Origin of the sequence: Mycolicibacterium wolinskyi, from assembly GCF_002101965.1 — a bacterium.
Classification (GTDB): Bacteria; Actinomycetota; Actinomycetes; order Mycobacteriales; family Mycobacteriaceae; genus Mycobacterium; species Mycobacterium wolinskyi.
This window is the reverse complement of sequence record NZ_LQQA01000017.1, coordinates 215,470-237,847: the sequence shown is the minus strand read 5'-3', so window position 1 is coordinate 237,847 and position 22,378 is coordinate 215,470. Positions and strand designations below refer to the sequence as shown.

Annotated in this window: 21 protein-coding genes; 16 read left to right on the top strand and 5 right to left on the bottom strand. The window is 68.1% G+C overall.

The window, feature by feature from the left end:
• Positions 1–8: 8 nt before the first annotated feature.
• The 8 genes from AWC31_RS19505 to AWC31_RS37460 all read left to right on the top strand — a co-directional run bounded on the left by AWC31_RS19505 (position 9) and on the right by AWC31_RS37460 (position 7,558).
• The gene (locus AWC31_RS19505) at positions 9–1,766 is read left to right on the top strand and encodes a DUF2207 domain-containing protein (RefSeq protein ID WP_085145705.1); all 1,758 of its coding nucleotides are present in this window, start codon (positions 9–11) and stop codon (positions 1,764–1,766) included.
• The gene (locus AWC31_RS19500; RefSeq protein WP_085145704.1) at positions 1,672–2,214 is read left to right on the top strand and encodes a LemA family protein; all 543 of its coding nucleotides are present in this window, start codon (positions 1,672–1,674) and stop codon (positions 2,212–2,214) included. The genes AWC31_RS19505 and AWC31_RS19500 overlap by 95 nt, the downstream gene beginning before the upstream one ends.
• Before the next feature lie 130 nt (positions 2,215–2,344).
• Positions 2,345–3,226 carry a sugar phosphate isomerase/epimerase family protein gene (locus AWC31_RS19495; protein ID WP_085145703.1) on the top strand — a complete coding sequence of 294 codons (882 nt, stop codon included), beginning with the start codon at positions 2,345–2,347 and terminating at the stop codon, positions 3,224–3,226.
• A gap of 58 nt (positions 3,227–3,284) precedes the next feature.
• Entirely contained in the window at positions 3,285–4,214 is a 930-nt protein-coding gene (gene fmt, locus AWC31_RS19490) for a methionyl-tRNA formyltransferase (RefSeq protein ID WP_085145702.1), read from the top strand.
• Positions 4,211–5,599: an RsmB/NOP family class I SAM-dependent RNA methyltransferase gene (locus tag AWC31_RS19485; protein WP_085145701.1), complete on the top strand. Its 1,389-nt coding sequence runs from the start codon at positions 4,211–4,213 to the stop codon at positions 5,597–5,599. The genes fmt and AWC31_RS19485 overlap by 4 nt, the downstream gene beginning before the upstream one ends.
• A 4-nt stretch (positions 5,600–5,603) precedes the next feature.
• Entirely contained in the window at positions 5,604–6,281 is a 678-nt protein-coding gene (gene rpe, locus AWC31_RS19480) for a ribulose-phosphate 3-epimerase (protein WP_085145700.1), read from the top strand.
• 20 nt (positions 6,282–6,301) lie between these two features.
• Positions 6,302–7,285: a bifunctional diaminohydroxyphosphoribosylaminopyrimidine deaminase/5-amino-6-(5-phosphoribosylamino)uracil reductase RibD gene (gene ribD / locus AWC31_RS19475; RefSeq protein WP_085145722.1), complete on the top strand. Its 984-nt coding sequence runs from the start codon at positions 6,302–6,304 to the stop codon at positions 7,283–7,285.
• A 114-nt stretch (positions 7,286–7,399) separates the two neighbouring features.
• Entirely contained in the window at positions 7,400–7,558 is a 159-nt protein-coding gene (locus AWC31_RS37460) for a hypothetical protein (RefSeq protein WP_165765999.1), read from the top strand.
• Positions 7,559–7,563: 5 nt separating this feature from the next.
• Here AWC31_RS37460 and AWC31_RS19470 read toward each other — a convergent pair whose 3' ends face one another.
• On the bottom strand, positions 7,564–9,243 hold the full coding sequence (locus AWC31_RS19470) for an MFS transporter (protein ID WP_085145699.1): 1,680 nt from the start codon (positions 9,241–9,243) through the stop codon (positions 7,564–7,566).
• The gene (locus tag AWC31_RS19465; protein WP_085145698.1) at positions 9,243–9,956 is read right to left on the bottom strand and encodes an LppX_LprAFG lipoprotein; all 714 of its coding nucleotides are present in this window, start codon (positions 9,954–9,956) and stop codon (positions 9,243–9,245) included. The genes AWC31_RS19470 and AWC31_RS19465 overlap by 1 nt, the downstream gene beginning before the upstream one ends.
• 98 nt (positions 9,957–10,054) lie before the next feature.
• Here AWC31_RS19465 and AWC31_RS19460 point away from each other — a divergent pair, with 98 nt between their 5' ends.
• The 4 genes from AWC31_RS19460 to AWC31_RS19445 all read left to right on the top strand — a co-directional run bounded on the left by AWC31_RS19460 (position 10,055) and on the right by AWC31_RS19445 (position 13,018).
• Positions 10,055–10,654 carry a riboflavin synthase gene (locus AWC31_RS19460; protein ID WP_085145697.1) on the top strand — a complete coding sequence of 200 codons (600 nt, stop codon included), beginning with the start codon at positions 10,055–10,057 and terminating at the stop codon, positions 10,652–10,654.
• A 98-nt stretch (positions 10,655–10,752) separates the two neighbouring features.
• Positions 10,753–12,078 (top strand): bifunctional 3,4-dihydroxy-2-butanone-4-phosphate synthase/GTP cyclohydrolase II, encoded by a 1,326-nt coding sequence (locus AWC31_RS19455; RefSeq protein ID WP_067845179.1) that lies wholly within the window; start codon positions 10,753–10,755, stop codon positions 12,076–12,078.
• A complete protein-coding gene (gene ribH / locus AWC31_RS19450; RefSeq protein ID WP_067845180.1) occupies positions 12,075–12,557 on the top strand; it encodes a 6,7-dimethyl-8-ribityllumazine synthase in 483 nt (160 codons plus the stop codon). The genes AWC31_RS19455 and ribH overlap by 4 nt, the downstream gene beginning before the upstream one ends.
• Positions 12,558–12,565: 8 nt before the next feature.
• Positions 12,566–13,018, top strand: coding sequence for a PH domain-containing protein (locus tag AWC31_RS19445; protein ID WP_067845821.1), 453 nt, complete (start codon positions 12,566–12,568; stop codon positions 13,016–13,018).
• On the opposite strand, the gene AWC31_RS19440 is transcribed toward AWC31_RS19445, so the two are convergent.
• Together AWC31_RS19440 and AWC31_RS19435 are read right to left on the bottom strand one after the other, a co-directional pair.
• Positions 13,011–13,478 (bottom strand): GNAT family N-acetyltransferase, encoded by a 468-nt coding sequence (locus tag AWC31_RS19440; RefSeq protein ID WP_085145696.1) that lies wholly within the window; start codon positions 13,476–13,478, stop codon positions 13,011–13,013. The genes AWC31_RS19445 and AWC31_RS19440 overlap by 8 nt on opposite strands.
• Before the next feature lie 11 nt (positions 13,479–13,489).
• Entirely contained in the window at positions 13,490–15,499 is a 2,010-nt protein-coding gene (locus AWC31_RS19435) for a gamma-glutamyltransferase family protein (RefSeq protein WP_207626385.1), read from the bottom strand.
• Positions 15,500–15,549: 50 nt separating this feature from the next.
• On the opposite strand from AWC31_RS19435, the gene uvrC reads away from it, so the two are divergent.
• The 4 genes from uvrC to whiA are packed head-to-tail and all read left to right on the top strand — an operon-like array spanning position 15,550 to position 20,604.
• Positions 15,550–17,652 carry an excinuclease ABC subunit UvrC gene (gene uvrC / locus AWC31_RS19425; protein ID WP_085145695.1) on the top strand — a complete coding sequence of 701 codons (2,103 nt, stop codon included), beginning with the start codon at positions 15,550–15,552 and terminating at the stop codon, positions 17,650–17,652.
• The gene (gene rapZ / locus AWC31_RS19420; RefSeq protein ID WP_085145694.1) at positions 17,649–18,572 is read left to right on the top strand and encodes an RNase adapter RapZ; all 924 of its coding nucleotides are present in this window, start codon (positions 17,649–17,651) and stop codon (positions 18,570–18,572) included. The genes uvrC and rapZ overlap by 4 nt, the downstream gene beginning before the upstream one ends.
• Positions 18,569–19,630, top strand: coding sequence for a uridine diphosphate-N-acetylglucosamine-binding protein YvcK (gene yvcK / locus AWC31_RS19415; RefSeq protein WP_085145693.1), 1,062 nt, complete (start codon positions 18,569–18,571; stop codon positions 19,628–19,630). Before rapZ ends, yvcK begins: the two co-directional genes overlap by 4 nt.
• Positions 19,627–20,604, top strand: a complete 978-nt coding sequence (gene whiA, locus AWC31_RS19410; protein ID WP_110775168.1) for a DNA-binding protein WhiA — start codon at positions 19,627–19,629, stop codon at positions 20,602–20,604. Before yvcK ends, whiA begins: the two co-directional genes overlap by 4 nt.
• 70 nt (positions 20,605–20,674) lie before the next feature.
• Here whiA and AWC31_RS19405 read toward each other — a convergent pair whose 3' ends face one another.
• Positions 20,675–22,297 (bottom strand): SLC13 family permease, encoded by a 1,623-nt coding sequence (locus AWC31_RS19405; RefSeq protein WP_234816916.1) that lies wholly within the window; start codon positions 22,295–22,297, stop codon positions 20,675–20,677.
• Positions 22,298–22,378: the final 81 nt, after the last annotated feature.

Below are 22,378 nucleotides of genomic sequence, written 5' to 3'. Positions count from 1 at the left end.
AGGCTGCGATGCGACGGGCGTTGGCGTGGCTTTTTACGTTGACGCTCATTGGTTTTGGGTTGCTCTGGCCGCTCGTGTTCGGCGGCGGCGACGATGAGCGGGCCGATGCGCCCGACCCGGTGGTGATCACCGACTACCAGGCCGAGTTCCAAGTGGACGCCGACGGACGGCTGCACGCGGTGGAGACCATCACCGCCGACTTTCCCAGTGGGCGCCACGGCATCTTCCGGCACTGGGATGTGGCCAATCAGAACAACCCCCGACTGCGGCAGGAGCCGGACATCACTTCGGTCCGGCTCGACGGACGGCCCGCGCCCTATCAGCTGCAGTGGGCCGGCGACAAACGGTTCCGGGTCGCAAGAATCGGTGATCCCGACGTGACGCTCGACTGGGGCAGCCACGTCTTCGAGATCCGTTACACGATCCCCGGCGTGCTGGATCCCGGAAGCGTCGGCGCCGACAAACAGTTCGCCGAATCCACCGGCGATCCCAACTCGCGGTCGGTCTTCTACTGGAACGTCATCGCACCGGCCTGGAACAACACGATCGAGCGGGCAGAGATCTCGGTTACCTTGCCCGCCGACATCACGGGTGCCGAGTGCAGCGTGGGGACCGGGGTCGGCCGCGCATGCCGGGACCTGGCCGTCAGTGGCAACACCGTGCGCATGCAAGCGCTGGATCTGGGTCCGCATACGCCGGTCACGCTGCGGGCCGGCGTCGATGTAACCACGCCGCCACAGGTGAGCTTGCCCTGGCCGCACACCTGGGACCGGATCCTGGGACGGTCGTTGACCGCGGTGCTGTGGGTGGCCGGGTTGTCGGTCGCGCTCGGGCTGCTCGCCTATTTCTGGTCACGAACCACGAGCGAGCCGACCCCCGGATTTCCGCTGCAGTATGGACCGCCGGATGGGCTCGGGCCGGTGCAGACGGAGTACATCCGTACCGAGAGTGTCCCGAAGAACGGACTCACCGCCACACTGCTTTATCTCGCCGAGCGTCGACTCGTCGAGTTGCGGCAGGTCAGCGACAAGCAATGGAACGTTCGCGGGCTCGCCGAGCCAGGGGCGTGGGCTGACGTCGACCCCGTTAGCGTCGCAGTGGGGTCCGCGCTCAAGGTGATGCAGCCCGGTGCCGAGTTCGCGGCCAAACGCACCGTCAAGTCCGGGCAGAAACTCAGCAGGGCCAAGACGGACATGACCGCCGCGGTGAAGAAGTGGGCGTTCGACGGGGGTCTGCTCGTCAACCGTCGCAAGGAGCTCTGGGTGCGCACCGCGAACGCGTTCGCGTTTTTCGCCGCGCTCGGCGGATTCTGGCTGTGGTTCGGCATTCCCGTCACCATGTGGGGGCTGCCGTTCGCGGTCTTCTTCGTGCTGTCGGTGGGTTCATGGCAGGACGGTGTGGGAACGCGGCGAACCCTCGCCGGGCGGGATCTGTGGTCGCGCGTAGGCGGCTTTCATCGGCTGCTGTCCACCGACTCCGCCGAGACACGCTTCGATTTCGCCGCCCGTAAAGATCTCTACCTCGCCTACGTTCCGTTCGCGGTGGCGGCCGGCACGGCTGCACTGTGGGCCAAGAAATACCACGACAGCATCGGCACTCCTGCGCCTCAACCGGATTGGTACAGCTCGACATCGCAGTCCAGCTGGGATTCCACCGGCGGAGGAGGCGGCGATGGACGTGACTCTGGCGTTGATCGTGATCCTGATACTGGCGGTGTCGGTCCTCACCGGTTTCGTGGTGGGGCACAACAAGCTTCGCGCCGCTGACGTTAATGTCGCCGAGGCATTGGCCGGCATCGACGTGGAACTGAGCAGGCGGGCGGCGCTGATCCCAGCTCTCGTACATACCGTGCAGGCCTTCGCGGCCCATGAAAAGGCGGTGCTGGGCCAGGTCAGCGCCGCCACAGCCGCGCTGACGAGCGCGACGCGCAGCACATCGGTGGCGCGGCGAAGCGCGGCCGAAACGGAACTCGACGATGCCATCGCCGAAGTGCTGGCGTTGAGATCGGCCTACCCTCAGCTCAACTCGTCGAACAACTTTCTCGATCTCCAGGACGACCTCGCCGACACCGAGAACAAGCTGGCGTTCGCGCGCCAGTACTACAACGACGCCGTCAGCCAGTTGAACCGCCTGATCGCAACGATCCCCTGGATGTATGTCGCACGGCTGGCCGCGGTGGAGGAGCGTGATTTTTACCAGATGCCGCGCCGCTGAGTGACTGATTCGCCACACCTGCCCCGTGTCGGGCGGACGTAGGCCCCAAACTCGGCGCCCGCTCACCCACAATGGGCGCTTCGGTACGGAATCGAGTGCCTGCAGGGGGCAGAAGAGTCTGGTGGTGAGAATGTCCGTGGAGTTGGTGGCGGCGCGCGCAAGGCTGGGGCTCGCACCGTTGACGGTGCTCGAACTCAGCCCTCCCGATATGGTCAGTTGCGCCGCGGCGGCCGGGTATCACGCCGTGGGCCTGCGCCTGATCCGGGCGACGGCCGACGAACCGCAGCGTCCCACGATCGGCATGACTCCACTGATCCGCCAGACCCGCGAGCGGTTGGACGACACCGGCATCGAACTGCGTGACATCGAAGTGCTGCGGCTCACACCGACCGCCCGGGTGCGCGATGACTTCGAAGCGTTTCTGGAGACCGGCGCGTATCTGGGAGCCGGCGAAATCCTGGTTGCGGGCAACGATCCCGACATGAGCCGTGCCGCCGACAATCTTGCCGAACTGGCCGAGCTGGCCGATGGCTACGGGCTCACGCCGAACATCGAACCCATGCCGTACAACGATGTTCGCGACGTCACCGAGGCCGCCTCGCTCATCGAGCGTGCCGGGCACCGCAACATCGGCCTGCTCATCGACCCCATTCACTATTACCGGGGGCACAACGTACTCGCGGACCTCGCCACCCTTCCCGCGTCGTGGTTCCGCTATCTGCAGTTGTGCGATGCGCCCACCGAACTGCCCAGCAGCGCTGAGGATTTGGTGTATCAGTCACGAGTGGCGAGGTTGCTGCCCGGCTCCGGGGGCCTCGACCTGCTCGCGCTGTTGCTCGCGATGCCGCCGCATACACCCGTCAGTGTCGAGGCGCCGGTCGTCGCTCCCGGCGTTCCAGCGGTCGAGCGCGCGAAGGCGGCGCTGCACAGCACGTGCGGGGTCCTCGAACTGGCCGACCGGATCCGCGACGAGTACGCGGACGCCGACACACCCGTCGTCCGCGCTGGGTGATCGAGCCTCGGCGCCTGCCCGCTGCCGTCGAGCTGTCGGCGATCCCTAGACTGGTTCGGTGCGTCTCGTCTTCGCTGGTACTCCGGAGCCGGCACTGCCGGCACTACGGCGACTGATCGAATCGCCCAACCACGACGTGGTTGCGGTGCTCACCCGTCCCGATGCGGCGGCCGGCCGACGCGGCAAACCCGCGCCGTCTCCGGTGGCACGGCTGGCTATCGAACACGACATACCCGTGTTGCGGCCCGCGCGCCCCAACGACGACGAATTCGTCGCCGAGTTGCGTGGGCTCGCACCGGACTGCTGCGCGGTCGTGGCCTACGGCGCGCTGCTGAGCCGACGGCTGCTCGCCGTACCGCCGCACGGCTGGATCAATCTGCACTTCTCGTTGTTGCCCGCCTGGCGCGGGGCTGCTCCGGTGCAGGCCGCGATTGCCGCAGGGGATTCCGTCACGGGAGCCACGACGTTTCTCATCGAACCGGCGCTCGACTCCGGCCCGGTGTACGGCGTGGTCACCGAAACCGTGCGGGACACCGACACCGCGGGCGAACTCCTTGACCGCCTTGCGATTTCGGGGGCCATGCTGCTGGAGACCACGCTGGACGGCATCGCCGACGGCTCGCTGACCGCGGTGCCGCAGCCGGCCGACGGCGTCACCGTCGCACCCAAGATCACCGTCGAGTCGGCCAGGGTGCGCTGGGATCTGCCGGCACACGTCGTCGACCGCCGGATCCGTGCGGTCACACCGAATCCGGGGGCGTGGACGATGATCGGCGACCTGCGGATCAAGGTTGGCCCAGTCGAGTTGGCGGAATCCGCAGATCCGTTGCCGCCCGGCGCGATCCGGGTGGGGCGCAACAGCGTCGAAGTCGGAACGGGTTCGCATCCGGTGCGGCTCGGCCAGATTCAGCCGCCGGGCAAGAAGCTCATGAACGCCGCCGACTGGGCTCGCGGTGCGCGTCTCGACGATTCGGTGCACGCGTCATGACCAGACCACCGAACCGTCCGCAGCGCAAACGTCCGCCGCGGCGCAAACCGCTCGATCCGGCCCGGCAAGCCGCCTTCGACGTACTGCGTGCGGTGTCGGAACGCGATTCGTACGCCAACCTCGCGCTGCCCGCGCTGCTGCGCGAACGCGGCATCGAGGGCCGTGACGCGGCGTTCGCCACCGAGCTGGCCTATGGCGCGTGCCGGACCCGCGGTTTGCTCGACGCGGTCATTGAACGCGCGGCCGGGCGACCACCGGAGCGGATCGATCCCGTCTTGCTCGATCTCCTTCGGCTCGGCACCTACCAGTTGCTGCGCACCAGGGTCGAGCCGCACGCGGCGGTGTCGACGACCGTCGAGCAGGCGGGTATCGAATTCGATTCCGCCCGTGCCGGTTTCGTCAACGGCGTGCTGCGCACGATCGCCTCGCGCGACGAGCAGTCCTGGACCGATGAACTCGCGCCGTCCGCGGCCGCCGATCCGGTCGGGCACGCCGCGTTCGTCCATGCCCACCCGCGGTGGATCGCCCAGGCGTTCACCGATGCACTCGGCGCCGAGGCAGGCGAACTCGATGCATTGTTGGCGAGCGACGACGAACGGCCCGTGGTGCACCTCGCGGCGCGACCGACCGCACTGACCGCCGAGGAACTGGCGGCGCAGACCGGCGGAACCGTCGGCCGGTATTCGCCGTACGCGGTGTACCTGTCGGGTGGTGATCCCGGCCGGCTGAGCGCGGTCCGCGAAGGTGCCGCGCAGGTACAGGACGAGGGCAGCCAGCTCGTCGCCCGCGCACTGACGCTCGCCGAGGTCGACGGGGCCGACAACGGCCGCTGGCTCGATCTGTGTGCGGGGCCGGGCGGCAAGACGGCCCTGCTGGCCGCGATCGGCAAGGCATCGGGAGCGCACGTCACCGCGGTGGAGCCGGGGGAGCGGCGGGCCGATCTGGTCGAGCAGAACACCCGTGGCCTCGACGTCGACGTGCATCGCGTCGACGGGCGCGACTCCGACCTGCAACCCGGCTTCGACCGGGTGCTCGTCGACGCGCCCTGCACGGGGCTCGGCGCGTTGCGACGCCGGCCCGAGGCGCGCTGGCGACGTCAGCCGGGCGACGTCCCCGGACTCGCGAAGCTGCAACGCGAACTGCTCTCGGCAGCGATCAAGCTGACCCGGCCCGGCGGGGTCGTGCTGTATGCCACGTGTTCGCCGCACCTCGCCGAAACCGTCGGAGTCGTGGCCGATGCGCTGCGGCGCCACCCGGTGACCGCGCTGGACACCCGGCCGCTGTTCGACCCGGTCGACGACCTCGGCGACGGCCCCCACGTCCAGCTGTGGCCGCACCGGCAGGGGACCGATGCGATGTTCGCGGCAGCACTGAAAGTAGATTAGCCACATGGCTGAACCGCTCATCGCGCCCTCCATCCTGTCCGCGGATTTCGCGCGGCTCGCCGACGAGGTGGCCGCGGTGTCCGGCGCCGACTGGCTGCACGTCGACGTGATGGACAACCACTTCGTGCCGAACCTGACGCTCGGCCTGCCGGTGGTCGAGTCGCTGCTCAAAGTCACCGACATCCCGATGGACTGCCATCTGATGATCGAGGACCCGGAGCGGTGGGCGCCGCCGTACGCCGAGGCCGGCGCGTACAACGTCACGTTTCACGCGGAGGCCACCGACAATCCCGTCGCCGTCGCCCGTGACATCCGCGCGGCCGGCGCCAAGGCCGGTCTCTCGGTGAAACCCGGCACCCCGCTCGAGCCGTATCTGGAGATCCTCCGGGAGTTCGACACGTTGCTGGTGATGTCGGTGGAACCGGGATTCGGTGGCCAGAAGTTCATCCCCGAGGTCTTGGCGAAGGTCGGCACGGCACGCCGGCTCGTGGACTCCGGTGAGCTCACGGTCGTCGTCGAGATCGACGGCGGCGTGAACGCCGATACGATCGCGCAGGCGGCCGAGGCGGGAGTCGACTGCTTCGTCGCCGGGTCCGCCGTCTACAGCGCAGCCGATCCCGCCGCCGCGGTGAAATCCCTGCGGCAGCGGGCCGCAAGCGCCTCCAAGCACCTGACACTGTGACCGCTGAGCCCGAGGCCGCCATGCGGCTGGCCATCGAGCAGGCCGAGCGGGTCAAGGGTTCGACGTATCCCAATCCGCCGGTGGGTGCGGTGATATTGGACGCCGATGGGCAGGTCGCCGGGGTCGGTGGGACCCAGCCGCCGGGCGGGCCGCACGCCGAAGTGATGGCACTGCGAGACGCCGGGCACCGGGCCGCAGGCGGCACTGCGGTCGTCACGCTCGAACCGTGCAACCATCATGGCCGCACCCCACCCTGCGTCGATGCCCTTGTGGCGGCAGGAGTTTCGCGCGTCGTCTACGCCGTCGGCGATCCGAACCCGGTCGCGGCAGGCGGCTCGGCACGGATGGCCGATGCGGGCATCGAGGTCACCGCCGGGGTGCTGGCCGACGAGGTTTCCCGAGGGCCGTTACGCGAGTGGCTGCACAAGCAACGCACGGGGCTCCCTCACGTGACGTGGAAGTTCGCCACGAGCGTGGATGGGCGCAGCGCCGCGGCCGACGGATCGAGTCAGTGGATCACCAGCGAGGCCGCACGGGCCGATGTGCACCGCAGGCGCGCGGTCGCCGAGGCCATCGTGGTAGGTACCGGCACCGTCTTCTTCGACGATCCGGCGCTGACGGCAAGGCTGCCCGACGGCACCTTGGCCGACCGCCAGCCGCTGCGCGTGGTCGTGGGCGAGCGCGAGGTCTCGTCGGATTCCAAAGTGCTCAACGATGATTCGCGCACCATGGTGATCCGCACCCACGACCCGCACGAGGTGATCCGGTCGCTCGCCGACCGCACCGACGTGTTGGTCGAGGGCGGGCCGACATTGGCGGGCGCATTCCTGCGGGCCGGTGTGGTGAACCGGATCCTGGCGTACGTCGCGCCGATTCTGCTCGGCGGGCCGATCACCGCAGTCGACGACGTGGGTGTCCTCAGCATCGCCCACGCGCAACGCTGGCGGTTCGACGGGATCGAGGCGATCGGCCCCGATGTCTTACTGAGTCTCGTACCCAACTGACAGGCGCCGACGGCCCGGTTGACACCGGTTTTGCGGCCGGTGCCTCGGTACACTCGTACCAAAGCGCGTTCACTGCCGACATGCGCTGGGTGAACACGAGCAAAGGAAACGAGCGTGACTGCACTGCAGGACTGGCTCAGTATCTCCCCGCTAACGCCACGCGCGGTCCGCAGCCTGGTGTGCGCTCCGCTCCGTGTCGTCCTGCCCGGCAAACGACCGCAAACCGGCGAAGAGCTGCCGCGGCTCCTGCGCCCCGGTGTCGAACGCTGCTGACCGCGTCAGGGCGCACGGTGCCGACCCGGCGGCTGCTGACCCGGTAACCGAACCGTCTCATCGGCCGACTGGGTCGGAAGTGCCTGCGTCGGAAGGTCTAGCAGCTCGGTGGGCGCATCGTCGGAATCCGCGTCGTCGCGGCGTGGCCCGGAAGGCGGTTCGACGTCGTCGGCATGCTCGTGGCGGGCGCTGATCAACAGGCCCAACACCGCGCCGATGATGCACACGACGGCGGCGATCAAGAAGATGTCGCCGTACATCATCACGTACGCCTCGCGATACCGTTCGGCCTGTGCGGACAGCCGCTCGGCCAGCGACATCGGACCGGCGTTGTTGGTCGCGGCCAGGGTCGCCAGGTGCTGGTTGAACCGGTACAGACCCCACGCCGACAGTGCCGCGATGCCGATCAGCATGCCGATCATGCGGGCGACCACCACGAGCGCCGACGCGATGCCGTGCTGTGCGGACGGAACCACGCGCAACGTCGCCGAGGTCAGCGGGCCGATCACCAGGCCGAGCCCGAGCCCGACGATCGCGAGGTCGGTGTCGAGCACCGGCAGGCTGAACAGGCCAAGGTCGTGGCGGGCCGACAACACGTCGATCGACCAGTGCGACACCAGCCAGAAGCCGCCGGCCGCGATCACCAGACCGATGAACGCGACGGCCCGGTCACCGATCCTGGTGGCCAGCCAGCCACCGAGCAGCGCGCCGATGGGCAATGCGATCAAGAACCGCAGCAACAGGAACGCCGCTTCGTTCTGATCCTGACCGAGCACGCCCTGGCCGAAGAGCTCGACGTTGACCAAGGTGACCATCAATGCCGCACCGGCGCACAGCGACGCGCCGAGGGCCGCCAGGAACGGCCGGAAGTGCACGCCTGCGGGCTCTATCAGCCGGGTCTTGGCGACCTTCTCCCACGCGAAGAACGCGACCGTTGCGATCAACGCACCAGCCAGAACCGGCAGGCCCCAGCTGGGCAGTACCTGCTTGCCGTCGGGTTCGGGGTTGTAGAGACCCACGACGGCCAGGCCGAGCGCGATCGCCAGCAGCACACCGCCGACGACGTCTACCTTCTCCGGGGGTTGGTCTTTGTCTCGTGGCGGCAGGCTGAAGTGGATCATCACCATCGCGATGACGGCCAGCGGCACGTTGACCCAGAACACCGCCTGCCAGTGGCTGAACAGCCAGACGAGCGTGATGCCGTAGACCGGGCCCAGGACCGCTCCCAACTCCTGCGCGGCACCCACCCCGCCCAGAACACCGGCGCGGTTACGCGCCGACCACAGATCGGCGGCCAGGGCCAGCGTGACCGGCAGCAGGGCGCCGCTCGCGGTGCCCTGCACGATGCGGCCGATCACAAGGGTGGTCAGATCGCCCGAGAGCGCGGTGATCACCGATCCGATCGCGAAACCGGCCAACCCCACCTGGATCAGCATCTTGCGGCCGAACCGATCGGACGCGCGGCCCAGCAGCGGCATGGCGGCGATATAGCCGAGCAGATAACCCGTGATGATCGGCGTGACCTGCTGGATCTTGTTGATCGCGATGCCGACGTCTTTCATGATGTCGACCATGATCGTGATCACGACATAGGTGTCGAGGGCGCCGAGCAGCACGGCGAGGCTGCCCGCGCTGATCGCGATCGTGCGGTTTCCGCGGGAAGTCACCGCGTCAGCGGTCCGCATCAGGGAGCGGGCTTGGTGACAGTGACCTGCTTACCCCAGTCCGACAGGGTCATCGTGACGCTGTTTCCTGGCGTGGGCTCCAGCTTGGCCTGCAGCAGGGTGTGCTTGTCGTCATCGGTGATCCACGCGGTGCCCGGCACCGGACCGCTCGCCTTGAGCTGCGGTGCGATCTTGTTGACGGCGTCGGCGCTGACGTTGCCGGTCACACGGACACCCTCGGTGCCGTTGATCGACTCACGGCCCTCGGCCTTGGCGTCACTGAAGTTCGCGAGCACGTTGGCCAGGCCGGTGTCGGGGTTGAGGATGGCCGAGACGTCGTAGATGTTGGCGGCCGCGCCGTAGTTCGACAGCGGGTCACCGGGCGTGAGCGCGGCATACAGATTGCCGTCGGCGACGACGAATTGCGCGTCGGCGATCTTCTGGCCGAACGCGATGAGATCTGCGGTGCCCTGCGCGGCGACTGCCGGAGCGTTGGTCAGGTCACCGTCGAGTTTCTCGACCGGCAGCCCTTCGATCGTGCCCTGCACGGTCAGCAGCAGGTGCACGCTCTGCTGGCTCTTGGTCGCCGCCGAGGACTCCTGCAACAGCGTCGTGGCGTCGGGAAGCGGAGCGTCGGACGTCTTCTCCGACGACGAGCACCCCGCGACGAGCGCAACGGAGGCGAAAAGAACGGCGAGCAAGGATTGGACTGCGAAGCGTGGGCGCGTCTGCATGACTGCATCGTAGAGGCTTGCCGCGACGAACTGTCTTTTCGCTCCTCACGTGTGCGGCCGTTTCTCCAACCGGTCACCGACTGAATACTCTGGTCCTCGTGTTCACCGGAATCGTTGAAGAGCTGGGCGTCCTCGTCGACAAGGAGGACCTCGCCGATGCCGCGCGGTTGGCCATCCGCGGGCCCATCGTGACCGCCGACGCGCGGCACGGGGATTCGATCGCGGTGAACGGCGTGTGTCTGACCGTCGTGGACATCCGGCCCGACGGGATCTTCACCGCCGACGTCATGGCCGAGACCCTCAACCGGTCCAGCCTGCAGAAGCTCGAGGTCGGCGGCCGCGTCAATTTGGAACGTGCCGCGGCCGTGAACAGCCGCCTCGGTGGACACATCGTCCAGGGGCATGTCGACGGCACCGGACATGTGATTTCGCGCACGCCGTCCGAGCATTGGGAGGTTGTGCGGATCGGCCTGCCCGAGTCGCTGTCGAGGTATGTGGTCGAGAAGGGTTCGATCACCGTCGACGGGGTGTCGTTGACCGTCTCCGGCTTGGGCGACGACTGGTTCGAGGTGTCGCTGATCCCGACCACGCGTGAGCTCACCACGGTCGGCCACGCGGACGTCGGTGCGCAGGTGAACCTCGAGGTCGACGTCATCGCCAAGTACGTCGAGCGGCTGATGAGCCGTACCGCTCAGTAAGAGCTGGCAATAACTGCTGGTTTTCGGTGGTTCATACTGGAGTCGACGACGATGGTTCCACGTATGGAACGTCGCACTGAACAGGCAAGGTGGCGCAGATGACCAGGCTCGATTCCGTCGAGAGGGCGATAGCCGATATCGCGGCGGGCAAAGCCGTGGTTGTGATCGACGACGAAGACCGCGAGAACGAGGGCGACCTCATCTTCGCCGCCGAGAAGGCCACGCCCGAATTGGTCGCGTTCATGGTGCGCTACACGTCGGGTTATCTGTGTGTGCCGCTGGACGGCGAGATCTGCGATCGCCTGGGCCTGTTGCCGATGTATGCGGTCAACCAGGACAAGCACGGCACCGCATACACCGTCACCGTTGACGCGAAAAAGGATGTGGGAACCGGCATTTCGGCCTCCGACCGGGCAACCACGATGCGTGCCCTCGCCAACCCCGACACGGTTGCCGACGACTTCACGAAACCCGGCCACGTGGTGCCGTTGCGCGCCAAGGACGGTGGTGTGCTGCGGCGCCCCGGCCACACCGAGGCGGCCGTCGACCTCGCCCGGCTGGCCGGTCTGCAGCCCGCCGGCGCGATCTGCGAGATCGTGAGCCAAAAGGACGAAGGGGACATGGCGCGCACCGACGAGTTGCGCGTGTTCGCCGACGACCATGACCTGGCGCTGATTTCGATCGCCGACCTCATCGAGTGGCGGCGCAAGCACGAAAAGCACATCGAGCGCATCGCCGAGGCGCGGATCCCGACCCGGCACGGCGAGTTCCGCGCCGTCGGGTACAAGAGCATCTACGAGGATGTCGAGCATGTCGCCCTGGTCCGCGGCGAGATCGCCGGCCCGAACAGCGACGGTCACGACGTGCTGGTCCGCGTGCACTCCGAATGCCTGACCGGTGACGTGTTCGGATCGCGGCGCTGCGACTGCGGCCCGCAGCTGGACGCCGCGATGGCGATGGTCGCACGCGAAGGGCGCGGCGTGGTCCTCTACATGCGCGGGCACGAGGGCCGCGGCATCGGTTTGATGCACAAGCTGCAGGCCTACCAGTTGCAGGACGCCGGCGAGGACACCGTCGACGCCAACCTGATGCTCGGATTGCCCGCCGACGCACGCGATTACGGCATCGGCGCACAGATCCTGGTCGACCTCGGTATCCGGTCGATGCGCCTGCTGACCAACAATCCGGCCAAGCGCGTCGGACTGGACGGCTACGGCCTGCACATCATCGAGCGGGTGCCGCTGCCGGTGCGGGCCAACGCGGAGAACATCCGCTATCTCATGACCAAGCGGGATCGCATGGGCCATGACCTTGTCGGCCTGGACGACTACGACGAAGCGGTGAGCATGGACGATTACGACGAGGCGGTGTACCTGCTGGGGGACCGCCGCCCGCCGAGTGCCGAGGGTGTGGCGGATAAATGAGTGGGGGCGCAGGCGTTCCCGAACTGCCGCAGATCGATGCCTCGAATGTGAAACTGGCGATCGTGGCCAGTACGTGGCACACGAAGATCTGCGATGCGTTGCTCGACGGTGCGCGCAAGGTTGCCGCCGATGCCGGCATCGCCGAGCCGACCGTCGTCCGCGTGCTCGGTGCGATCGAAATCCCGGTGGTGGCCCAGGCTTTGGCGGCCACCCATGACGCGGTGGTGGCGCTCGGTGTGGTAATCCGTGGCCAGACACCGCATTTCGACTACGTGTGCGATGCCGTCACGCAAGGACTGACCCGGGTGTCGCTGGACGCGTCGACCCCGGTGGCCAATGGCGTGTTGACGACCGACACCGAAGAACAGGCGCTCGATCGGGCCGGCCTCCCGTCGTCGACCGAGGACAAAGGCGCCCAGGCGGCAGCGGCCGCACTGTCGACCGCACTGACCCTTCGTGAGTTGCGCGCCCGCGCATGACCGGTCAGATGACGGCAGACACCTGGGACGTCGAGATCCGCCCGTACCGCACACCGATTTTCGCCTACGGGGCGGCATTGATCATCTTCGCGGCGCACGTCTCGGTGGGCGCGTTGCTCAAAGTGGGGTCCACCGGCGTCGTATTTCGCACTGCCGATCAGGTGGCGATCGCGTTGCTCGGTGCCGTGATCGCCTGTGTGGTGCTGATGTTCGCCCGGCCGCGGCTGCGGGTCGGACCGTCGGGCGTGGCGGTGCGCAATCTCGTCGGCTATCGGACCATCCCATGGTCCGACGTCGTCGATGTCTCGTTCCCGCGGGGCGCCCGCTGGGCCCGCGTGGATCTGCCCGACGACGAGTACATCCCGGTGATGGCGATCCAGGCGATCGACAAGGGACGTGCGGTCGACGCGATGGACAAGGTCCGGGAGCTGGTCGCGAAGTACCGCACCGGACTCAGCTGACCCGCAGCGTCATCGCCAATTCTTTGGCCCCGGCCGATGATTCGGCATCGGCCACATCGAAACCGAGGCTTTCGTACACGCAGCGGGCCGCTGCGTTGTCGGTCGCGACCCGCAGTTTGACGGTCTGGACTCGCCGGCCGCGCGACCAGTCCACGGCCGCGCCGATCAGCCGATGCGCCAGGCCGTGCCCACGCGCCGCCGGATCGACCCACAACGAATACAGGTACATCGTGTCGGCGTTCTGCTGCTGCGCGCCGATGAGGCCGACCGCTCGCCCGTCGACCGCCGCGGTGAATTGAGCGTGATCGCGCAGTCTTCGGCGCCATTGTGCGGCAGTGAATCTGGATTCGCGGCGATAGTGCTGGTCGTCGACCCCCAGCGAGTCGGCAAGCGCACGCAACCGCAGGACGGCGAACAGTCGCCAGTCCGCCTCGGTGAGTCGGATCACCCGGTACCTCATGGGCGTGCGGGTCAACCCGGGTCGCCCATCACCAGACCCTCGCGGCGCGGGTCGGCGCCACCGATCCAGCCGGGCTCGGCGCGCACGATCGCCGAGAGACCGCTGGACTGATCGGCGAGGTCGACCTGATGGCCCAGTGCGCGTAGGCCCTTCACGAGCGGGTCGTGATCACCGGGCAGTCCCGGCGGGCCGGAGGTGTCGATGTTGGGATGTTCGCCGCCGATGTTCGTCTTGGGTGTGTTGGCGGCGCCGAAGTCGACCATCGACACCGCCTGCTGCGGGTCCAGGCCCCAATCGACGACGCCGACAACGGTTTTGACGACGAATTGAATGATGACCGAACCGCCGGGGGAGCCCAGCACGGCGTAGAGCGGGCCTCTCGACCCGGGCGGGCCTGCCGTGCCCTTGTCGAACATGAGGGTCGGCGCCATGGTGCTACGTGGCCGTTTGCCGGGCTCGACCCGATTGGGCACCGGCGTGCCCTCGGGACTGACCGGTTCGGCGGCGAAATCGGTGAGCTGATTGTTGAGCAGAAATCCGTCCACCATGTGGAACGAGCCGAACGCAGATTCGATGGTCGTGGTGAGCGAGGCCGCGTTGCCGTAGCTGTCGACGACGCTCACCTGACTGGTGCCGTGCTCGCGTTGCGGCGGTGCGGTGATGGGTGGGCCGAAGTTGCCCGGCTGTGCGGTACCCATGGTGCGCTGTTCGGAGATCAGCGCGGCCCGGCCGGTGAGGTAGGCGCTTCCCAACAGCGTGTCGGGCGAGCCGCCGGGCAGCGCGACGAAATCGGTGTCGGCGACGTAGCGATCCCGGTCGGCGTAGGCGAGCCGTTCCGCTTCGGAGATCAGGTGGACGCCCATGACGGTGGGCCGCCCGCCGTTGAGATCGATGTCGGTCGGCTTGTGGTTGCCCATCGCGAAGTGTTCGAGCACACCGAGCGTGGCGGCCACCGCGATGCCACCGGACGAGGGCGGTGGCATGCCGCAGATCTCGCGGCCGCGGTACGGCGTGCACAACGGTTCGCGCTGTTTGACGGTGTAGGCGGCGAGATCCTGTTCGGTCAGCATGCCCGGCGTGCGGCCGCCTGCCGGGTCGGCGGTGGCCGCCACGATCGCGCGCGCGATGTCGCCGCTGTAGAACGCCTGCGCCCCATCGGATGCGATGGCGCCCAGGGTTTTCGAGTACGCCGGGTTGGTGAGGCGGGTACCAACCGGCTTGGGGCTGCCGTCCGCATTCAGGAAGTAGGCGGCCGCCGCGGGATCGAGCCGGAGTTCGGTCGCAGAGTCCTCGATCGCCGCCGCCAGGCGGGGGCTGACGTCGAAACCGCGGTCCGCCAGGGAGACGGCCGGGTTGAACAGTTCGCGCCACTCCTTCTTGCCGTACTCGCGGTGCACCTCGTCGAGCAGGCGCACGATGCCGGGCACGCCGATCGAGCGGCCCGACGCCCGGGCGTCGGGCTTGGGCTGGGTGCGGTCCGTGTCGGAGATCCAGCGCAGGTAGTTCTCGTCGGCAGCGGCAGGGGCGGTCTCGCGGCCGTCGTAGGCGCGTACCGCGCCGGAGGCGGCGTCGTAGTACAGGAGGAATCCGCCGCCGCCGATACCGGACGACTGTGGTTCGACCAAGCCCAACATGGCCTGCGCGGTCACGAGCGCGTCGGCCGCCGTGCCGCCGTCGCGCAAGACCCTGCAGGTCGCTTCGGTGGCCAGTGGATTCGCGGTGGCGACCGCGTATTTGGCGGTGCGCACGGCCGTCATGTCACTGCGGTAGCCGGTCGCGACCTCGGGTCGGGTGGCGAGGTCGCGGCTCGTCGGAGGCGGGGCGGGGACAGGTGCCGGCGGGGCCGACTGCGGGGGTGAAGCGGCCGGTGGCTTGGGCATCGGTGTGCCGTTGGACACAATCTCGCACGGGCCCGCAACGGTGCGGGCCGGCCGTTCGGGGCCGTCGGCGCACCCCGCAGCGATCAGCACGACACCGCTGAGCAGGGCGATGACCGACCGTGTGGACGCCAGCAATCGCACCCCTCGACGGTAGCGGAGTTCCGTCGGATCGCGGCAGTAACCTGGAAACCGTGCCCGATCCAGCGACGTACCGGCCGGCGCCCGGGTCGATACCAGTTGAGCCGGGGGTGTATCGGTTCCGGGATCCGCACGGTCGGGTCATCTATGTCGGCAAGGCCAAGAGCCTGCGCAGCAGGCTGACGTCGTACTTCGCCGATCTTGCCGGTCTCGCCCCGCGCACCAGACAGATGGTGATGACCGCGGGCAGCGTCGAGTGGACGGTCGTCAACACCGAAGTCGAAGCGCTGCAGCTTGAGTACAACTGGATCAAAGAGTTCGATCCGCGCTTCAACATCCGTTATCGCGACGACAAGTCGTACCCGGTGCTCGCGGTCACCCTCAACGAGGAATACCCCCGGCTGATGGTGTACCGGGGGCCGCGCCGTAAAGGTGTCCGGTATTTCGGCCCGTACTCCCATGCGTGGGCCATCCGGGAAACCCTCGATCTGCTCACCCGGGTGTTCCCGGCGCGAACCTGCTCGGCCGGAGTGTTCAAGCGTCACAACCAGATCGACCGCCCGTGCCTGCTGGGCTACATCGACAAGTGTTCGGCGCCGTGCGTCGGCCGGGTCACCGCGCAGCAGCACCGCAAGATCGTCGAGGATTTCTGCGACTTCCTGGCGGGAAAGACCGACCGGCTCGCCAGGGATCTGGAGCAGCAGATGGCCGCCGCCGCCGAGGAGCTGGATTTCGAGCGGGCTGCGCGGCTGCGCGACGACATCTCCGCGTTGAAGCGGGCACTCGAGAAGCAAGCCGTGGTGTTCGGCGACGGCACCGACGCCGACGTGGTGGCGTTCGCCGACGACGAACTCGAGGCCGCCGTACAGGTGTTCCACGTGCGCGGTGGCCGGGTCCGCGGCCAACGCGGGTGGATAGTCGAGAAGTCGGGCGACCCGGAACAATCCGGGCAGGACCAGTTGGTCGAGCAGTTTCTGACCCAGTTCTACGGTGAGCAGGCCGAACTCGGTGGCGCGGCCGACGAGGCCACGAATCCCGTACCGCGGCAGGTGCTGGTTCCGGTGTTGCCGCCAAATGTCGACGAGTTGGCCACCTGGCTGTCGGGCCTGCGCGGTTCGCGGGTGAGCGTGCGAGTTCCCGTCCGTGGTGACAAGCGGGCGCTCGCCGAGACCGTGCAGCGCAACGCGCACGAGGCGCTGGCCCAGCACAAACTGCGACGGGCCGGCGACTTCAACGCGAGATCGGAAGCGCTGCAGAGCATTCAAGACACGCTCGGGCTGGCGGATGCGCCGCTGCGTATCGAATGTGTCGACATCAGCCATGTGCAGGGCACCGACGTCGTCGCGTCGCTCGTCGTGTTCGAGGACGGGCTGCCACGCAAATCCGACTACCGCCATTACGCGATCCGCGAGGCGGCGGGCAACGGGCGGTCCGACGACGTCGCCTCGATCGCCGAGGTCACCCGGCGACGTTTCTTGCGTCATGTGACCGACTCCCAACCCGACGCCGGCGGTGAGCAACGTCCCAGACGGTTCGCCTACCCGCCCAATCTGTTCGTCGTGGACGGCGGTGCGCCACAGGTCAACGCGGCCGCCGCGGTGCTCGACGAACTCGGCATCGACGACGTCGCGGTGATCGGGCTCGCGAAGCGACTGGAGGAAGTGTGGGTACCCTCTGAGCCGGATCCGGTGATCTTCCCGCGCAACAGCGAAGGCCTGTATCTGCTGCAGCGGGTGCGCGACGAGGCGCACCGGTTCGCCATCAGCTTCCACCGCAGCAAGCGATCGAAGCGCATGACGGCGTCCGCGCTCGATTCGGTTCGCGGGCTCGGCGAGCATCGGCGCAAGGCGCTGGTGACGCATTTCGGTTCGGTTGCCCGGCTCAAGGAGGCCACGGTGGAGGAGATCACGGCGGTGCCGGGCATCGGTGTGGCCACCGCGCGAGCCGTGCTTGAGGCGCTCGGCGGTCCGCCGAGCGAACCGGGAAGTGAGCCGCAGACCCAGCAGGAGGGCGTGCCGGCCGAGACCGGGTCGGGTACTGAGGTGAATGCCGAGGCGAATTCGAACGCGCCCGCAATGGTTATCGAGGATGATCGACGCAGGGTGATGACGGGGTCGGGGATGAACGAGGGCGAGCAACAGGCGGACCGCACGTGAGCGGAGACCTTCACGAGAACGGTCCCGATACCGGGATCGCCGAAGGGGACGAGGAGTCGGGTATCGACGTCGTTCTGGTCACCGGGCTGTCGGGTGCCGGGCGTGGCACGGCGGCAAAGGTGTTGGAAGACCTCGGTTGGTATGTCGCCGACAATCTGCCGCCCGAGCTCATCGCGCGGATGGTCGAGCTGGGGCTGGCGGCCGGGTCGAGGATCACCCAGCTGGCCGTGGTCATGGATGTGCGCTCCCGCGGATTCACCGGTGACCTGGACTGGGTGCGCCACGATCTGGCCACGCGCAACATCACCCCACGCGTGCTCTTTCTGGAGGCCTCCGACGACATCCTGGTGCGCCGGTATGAGCAGAACCGGCGCAGTCACCCACTGCAGGGCAACCAGACCCTGGCCGAGGGGATTGCCGCCGAGCGGGCGATGCTGGCGCCGGTGCGAGCGGGCGCCGACCTCGTGATCGACACGTCGAAGCTGTCGGTGCCCGCGTTGCGGGAGAGCATCGAGCGCGCGTTCGGCGGGGAGACCGTCGCCTATACCAATGTCACGGTCGAATCGTTCGGCTACAAGTACGGCCTGCCGATGGATGCCGACACCGTGATGGACGTGCGGTTCCTGCCTAACCCGCACTGGGTCGACGAACTGCGCCCGCACACCGGTCAACATCCCGACGTGCGCGACTACGTGCTCGGTCAGCCGGGCGCCAAGGATTTCCTCGACACCTACCATCGGCTCTTGGACGTTGTGATCGCGGGATACCGCAGGGAAGGGAAGCGCTATATGACCGTCGCCATCGGCTGCACCGGCGGTAAACATCGCAGTGTCGCGATTGCCGAAGCACTGGCGGAGCGGTTGCAGGGCGGTGACGGGCTCACGGTGCGGGCGTTGCATCGGGATCTGGGGCGCGAGTGACGCCCCGCATCGTCGCGCTGGGCGGCGGCCACGGGCTCTACGCCACGTTGTCGGCTGCCCGGCGGCTCACCCCACACGTCACCGCGGTGGTGACGGTCGCCGACGACGGCGGCTCGTCGGGCCGGTTGCGCGGCGAGCTCGACATCGTCCCGCCTGGCGATCTGCGAATGGCGTTGGCGGCGTTGGCATCTGACAGCCCGCACGGTCGTCTGTGGGCCACCATCATCCAGCACCGGTTCGGTGGCAGTGGCGCGCTCGCCGGTCACCCGATCGGCAACCTGATGCTCGCCGGCCTCAACGAGGTGCTGGCCGACCCGGTCGCCGCGCTCGACGAGCTGGCGCGGATCCTGGGTGTCAAGGGCCGCGTCCTGCCGATGTGCCCGATCGCGCTGCAGATCGAGGCCGACGTCGCCGGCCTGGAGGCCGATCCGCGCATGAGCCGGGTGATCCGCGGTCAGGTGGCGATCGCGACGACGGTGGGCAAGGTGCGCCGCGTCCGGCTGCTGCCGGGCGACCCGCCGGCCACCCGGCAGGCCGTCGAGGCGATCATGGCGGCCGACCTCGTCGTGCTGGGACCGGGTTCGTGGTTCACCAGTGTGATTCCGCACGTACTGGTGCCGCAGCTGGCTGCGGCGCTGCGCGCGACGACGGCCCGCCGCGCGCTCGTCCTCAATCTGGCCGCCGAACCCGGTGAGACCGCCGGGTTCTCCGCCGAGCGTCACATCCACGTGTTGGCCCAGCACGCCCCCGATTTCACGGTGCATGACATCATCGTCGACGCCAGCAGAGTGCCCAGCGACCGCGAACGTGAGCAGCTCAGCCGCACGGCTAACATCCTCGAGGCCCGCGTCGAGTTTGCTGACGTGTCTCGACCTGGTACACCTTTACATGACCCGGCAAGGTTGGCCGCGGCTCTGGAGGGGGTCCGGTTGCGAGCAATGGCACCCGGCCGGAGCGTGCAGGAACCGACCGTTCCCACGCCCGCCGCCAGGTCGGTCGACGTCACGCGTCAGGAACCGGCACCGAACAGATCGAGAGGGGACGAGCCGTGGCGATGACAGCCGAGGTGAAGGACGAGCTGAGCCGCCTCGTGGTCAACTCGGTCAGTGCGCGCCGCGCCGAGGTCGCGTCCCTGTTGCGCTTTGCCGGAGGGCTGCACATCGTCGCGGGCCGGGTGGTCGTGGAGGCCGAGGTCGACCTCGGCATCATCGCGCGCCGGTTGCGCAAGGACATCTACGACCTATACGGCTACAACGCGGTCGTCCATGTGTTGTCCGCCAGCGGTATTCGCAAGAGCACGCGGTATGTGGTCCGCGTGGCCAATGACGGTGAGGCACTCGCGCGCCAGACCGGTCTGCTCGATCTGCGGGGCCGTCCGGTGCGCGGACTTCCGGCCCAGGTCGTCGGCGGGAGCGTCGGTGATGCGGAGGCCGCGTGGCGGGGCGCGTTCCTGGCGCATGGCTCGCTCACCGAGCCCGGTCGCTCGTCGGCGCTCGAGGTCAGCTGCCCCGGACCGGAGGCCGCGCTGGCTCTGGTGGGTGCCGCGCGGCGGCTCGGCGTCAGCGCGAAAGCCCGGGAAGTCCGGGGGAGTGATCGCGTGGTGGTTCGCGACGGCGAGGCGATCGGCGCACTGCTGACGCGGATGGGCGCTCAGGACACGCGGTTGACCTGGGAGGAACGGCGCATGCGCCGCGAGGTCCGGGCGACGGCCAATCGGTTGGCCAACTTCGACGACGCCAACCTGCGTCGCTCGGCCCGCGCCGCGGTGGCCGCGGCCGCCCGGGTCGAGCGGGCGCTGCAGATCCTCGGCGATACGGTGCCCGACCATCTGGCGGCGGCGGGCAAGCTGCGGGTCGAGCATCGGCAGGCCTCTCTGGAGGAGTTGGGTCGGCTTGCCGATCCGCCCATGACGAAAGACGCTGTGGCGGGGCGTATCCGGCGACTGCTGTCGATGGCAGACCGCAAGGCCAAGCAGGACGGGATTCCCGACACCGAGTCGGCCGTGACACCGGATCTGCTCGACGACGCCTGATCGGCCCGCGAAAAGCCAAGCGTTGCAGGCGATCAGACCGACAGCAGAGCCCAGCCGACGCCGACCACGGTCACCAGCGACACGACGGTGAGCGGGATGCCGAAGCGCATGAACGTCGCCGTCGAATAGCCCCCGGCCGCATCACCATGAGGTTGGACTGGTGGCTGAACGGGTTGAAGAACGTGAACGAGATGCAGGTGCCGACCGTGATGAGGAGCAGCATCGGGTCGAGGCCGGTGCTGGCCGCGATCGTCAGGACCACCGGTGTCAGGATCGATGCCGCGGCGGCGTTGGTGACGACGTTCGTCAGGATCGTGGTACCCACCGCGATGACCAGGACCACGAGCGCCGTGCTGTCGCCGGACAGTTCGAGGATGGCTGCCGAGATGTAGCCGCCGAGACCGCTGTTGACGACGATGACGCCGAGCCCGATGGATCCGGCGATGATCGCGAGGATGTTCCAGTTCAGCGCGCGCACGGCCGATCTCGGCGTCAGCACGCCGGTGAGAACGATCAGCACCGCACCGGTGACCGCGGCGAGTTCGACCGGGGCGATCCCGAACGATCCGGCCAGGATGACGGCCGCCAGGATGCCGAGCGCCACCCACGTCTTGCCGGTCTGGGGAGCCTTGCCGGTGGCCTGCTGCCACAGTGCGACCAGGGGACTGTGCGCGAGTACGTCGGCCGAACTCGCGGTGACCAGGCAGAGTGCGCCCGGCTCGGCGGGGGCGTCGCGGAGTCGCTTGTCCGTCTGGGCCGCGACCACCATGATGTCTTCGTCTTCCTCGAGCTCGCGCACCGTGGCCTGCTCGTTGTCGGCGACCGCGACCAGATAGAGCCGTTGCGGGGACAACCCGAATCGTGGACTGCCCCAGAGCATTCGGACACCTGATTCGGTCGCCCGGTACACGAGGACGTCGTCGACCTCCAGCACCGAGTCCGCCCCGACGGGCTTGCCCCAGCGAAGCACCTCCTGTAGCCCGAACTCGGGGGTGGTGTGGATGCCGAACTCGGCAGCGGTCCTGCCGACCGCGATGGCGCGCGCCGAGATGGGAATCTCGGCCTGCCACGACAAGTCCCGCGCGGCGATCTCCGATGTGCCACCCAGTATCCGCGGCGCCGTCAGGAGCAAGACGACCCACCCGACGAGCGCAACCGGGACGGCGACCGGCACGAACGAGAACATCGACAGTTCGACGCCCGCGGGTGCGGCGAGGGCGGCGATGAGCAGATTGGAACTGGTGCCGATCAGTGTTGCGGAGCCGGCGAGGGTCGTGGCATGGGCGATCGGCAGCAGCACGCCGCGGGCCGGCACGCCGGATTGCTGCTGCAGTTCTTTGGCGGCCGGGATCAGCATCGCGACGATCGGGGTGGTGTTGATGAGCGCCGAGACGAACCCGACCGGCGGGATGAGACGGCGAAGCGCCTGGCCTGGCGTGCGCACGTCGGTGAGCAGGCGGTAGGTCACCCGCGAAACCACCCCGGTGTGCAGAACCCCTTTGGCGATCACCAGCATTGCTGCGATGGTGATGACGCCCGCATTGCTCAGACCGCCGAAAAGCTCGCCGGGAGTGGCGATTCCAAGTAGGCCCGACGCGACCAGGGCGCATATCAGGGCCAGGACCGCAGGTGCTCGGCCCGTCGTCATCGCGATCAACGTGAGGACGACGATCACCGCAGCGACGAATGCCATGTACCGCATTCTCGGGCACTGCCGACCGCCGCGCCGACTCACAGCGTTCCCAGAATGATCGATATTCAAATAACGACTACT

What these genes read in the sequence shown, in the direction of transcription:
- AWC31_RS19440 (WP_085145696.1), bottom strand. Translation starts at nt 13,478, where the DNA reads ATGAGGTACCGGGTGATCCGACTCACCGAGGCGGACTGGCGACTGTTC.
- AWC31_RS19455 (WP_067845179.1), top strand. Translation starts at nt 10,753, where the DNA reads ATGACCAGGCTCGATTCCGTCGAGAGGGCGATAGCCGATATCGCGGCG.
- rpe (WP_085145700.1), top strand. Translation starts at nt 5,604, where the DNA reads ATGGCTGAACCGCTCATCGCGCCCTCCATCCTGTCCGCGGATTTCGCG.
- AWC31_RS19405 (WP_234816916.1), bottom strand. Translation starts at nt 22,297, where the DNA reads ATGGCATTCGTCGCTGCGGTGATCGTCGTCCTCACGTTGATCGCGATG.
- AWC31_RS19465 (WP_085145698.1), bottom strand. Translation starts at nt 9,956, where the DNA reads ATGCAGACGCGCCCACGCTTCGCAGTCCAATCCTTGCTCGCCGTTCTT.
- AWC31_RS19485 (WP_085145701.1), top strand. Translation starts at nt 4,211, where the DNA reads ATGACCAGACCACCGAACCGTCCGCAGCGCAAACGTCCGCCGCGGCGC.
- AWC31_RS19495 (WP_085145703.1), top strand. Translation starts at nt 2,345, where the DNA reads ATGTCCGTGGAGTTGGTGGCGGCGCGCGCAAGGCTGGGGCTCGCACCG.
- ribD (WP_085145722.1), top strand. Translation starts at nt 6,302, where the DNA reads ATGCGGCTGGCCATCGAGCAGGCCGAGCGGGTCAAGGGTTCGACGTAT.
- whiA (WP_110775168.1), top strand. Translation starts at nt 19,627, where the DNA reads ATGACAGCCGAGGTGAAGGACGAGCTGAGCCGCCTCGTGGTCAACTCG.
- AWC31_RS19470 (WP_085145699.1), bottom strand. Translation starts at nt 9,243, where the DNA reads ATGCGGACCGCTGACGCGGTGACTTCCCGCGGAAACCGCACGATCGCG.
- AWC31_RS19500 (WP_085145704.1), top strand. Translation starts at nt 1,672, where the DNA reads ATGGACGTGACTCTGGCGTTGATCGTGATCCTGATACTGGCGGTGTCG.
- AWC31_RS19505 (WP_085145705.1), top strand. Translation starts at nt 9, where the DNA reads ATGCGACGGGCGTTGGCGTGGCTTTTTACGTTGACGCTCATTGGTTTT.
- ribH (WP_067845180.1), top strand. Translation starts at nt 12,075, where the DNA reads ATGAGTGGGGGCGCAGGCGTTCCCGAACTGCCGCAGATCGATGCCTCG.
- AWC31_RS19445 (WP_067845821.1), top strand. Translation starts at nt 12,566, where the DNA reads ATGACGGCAGACACCTGGGACGTCGAGATCCGCCCGTACCGCACACCG.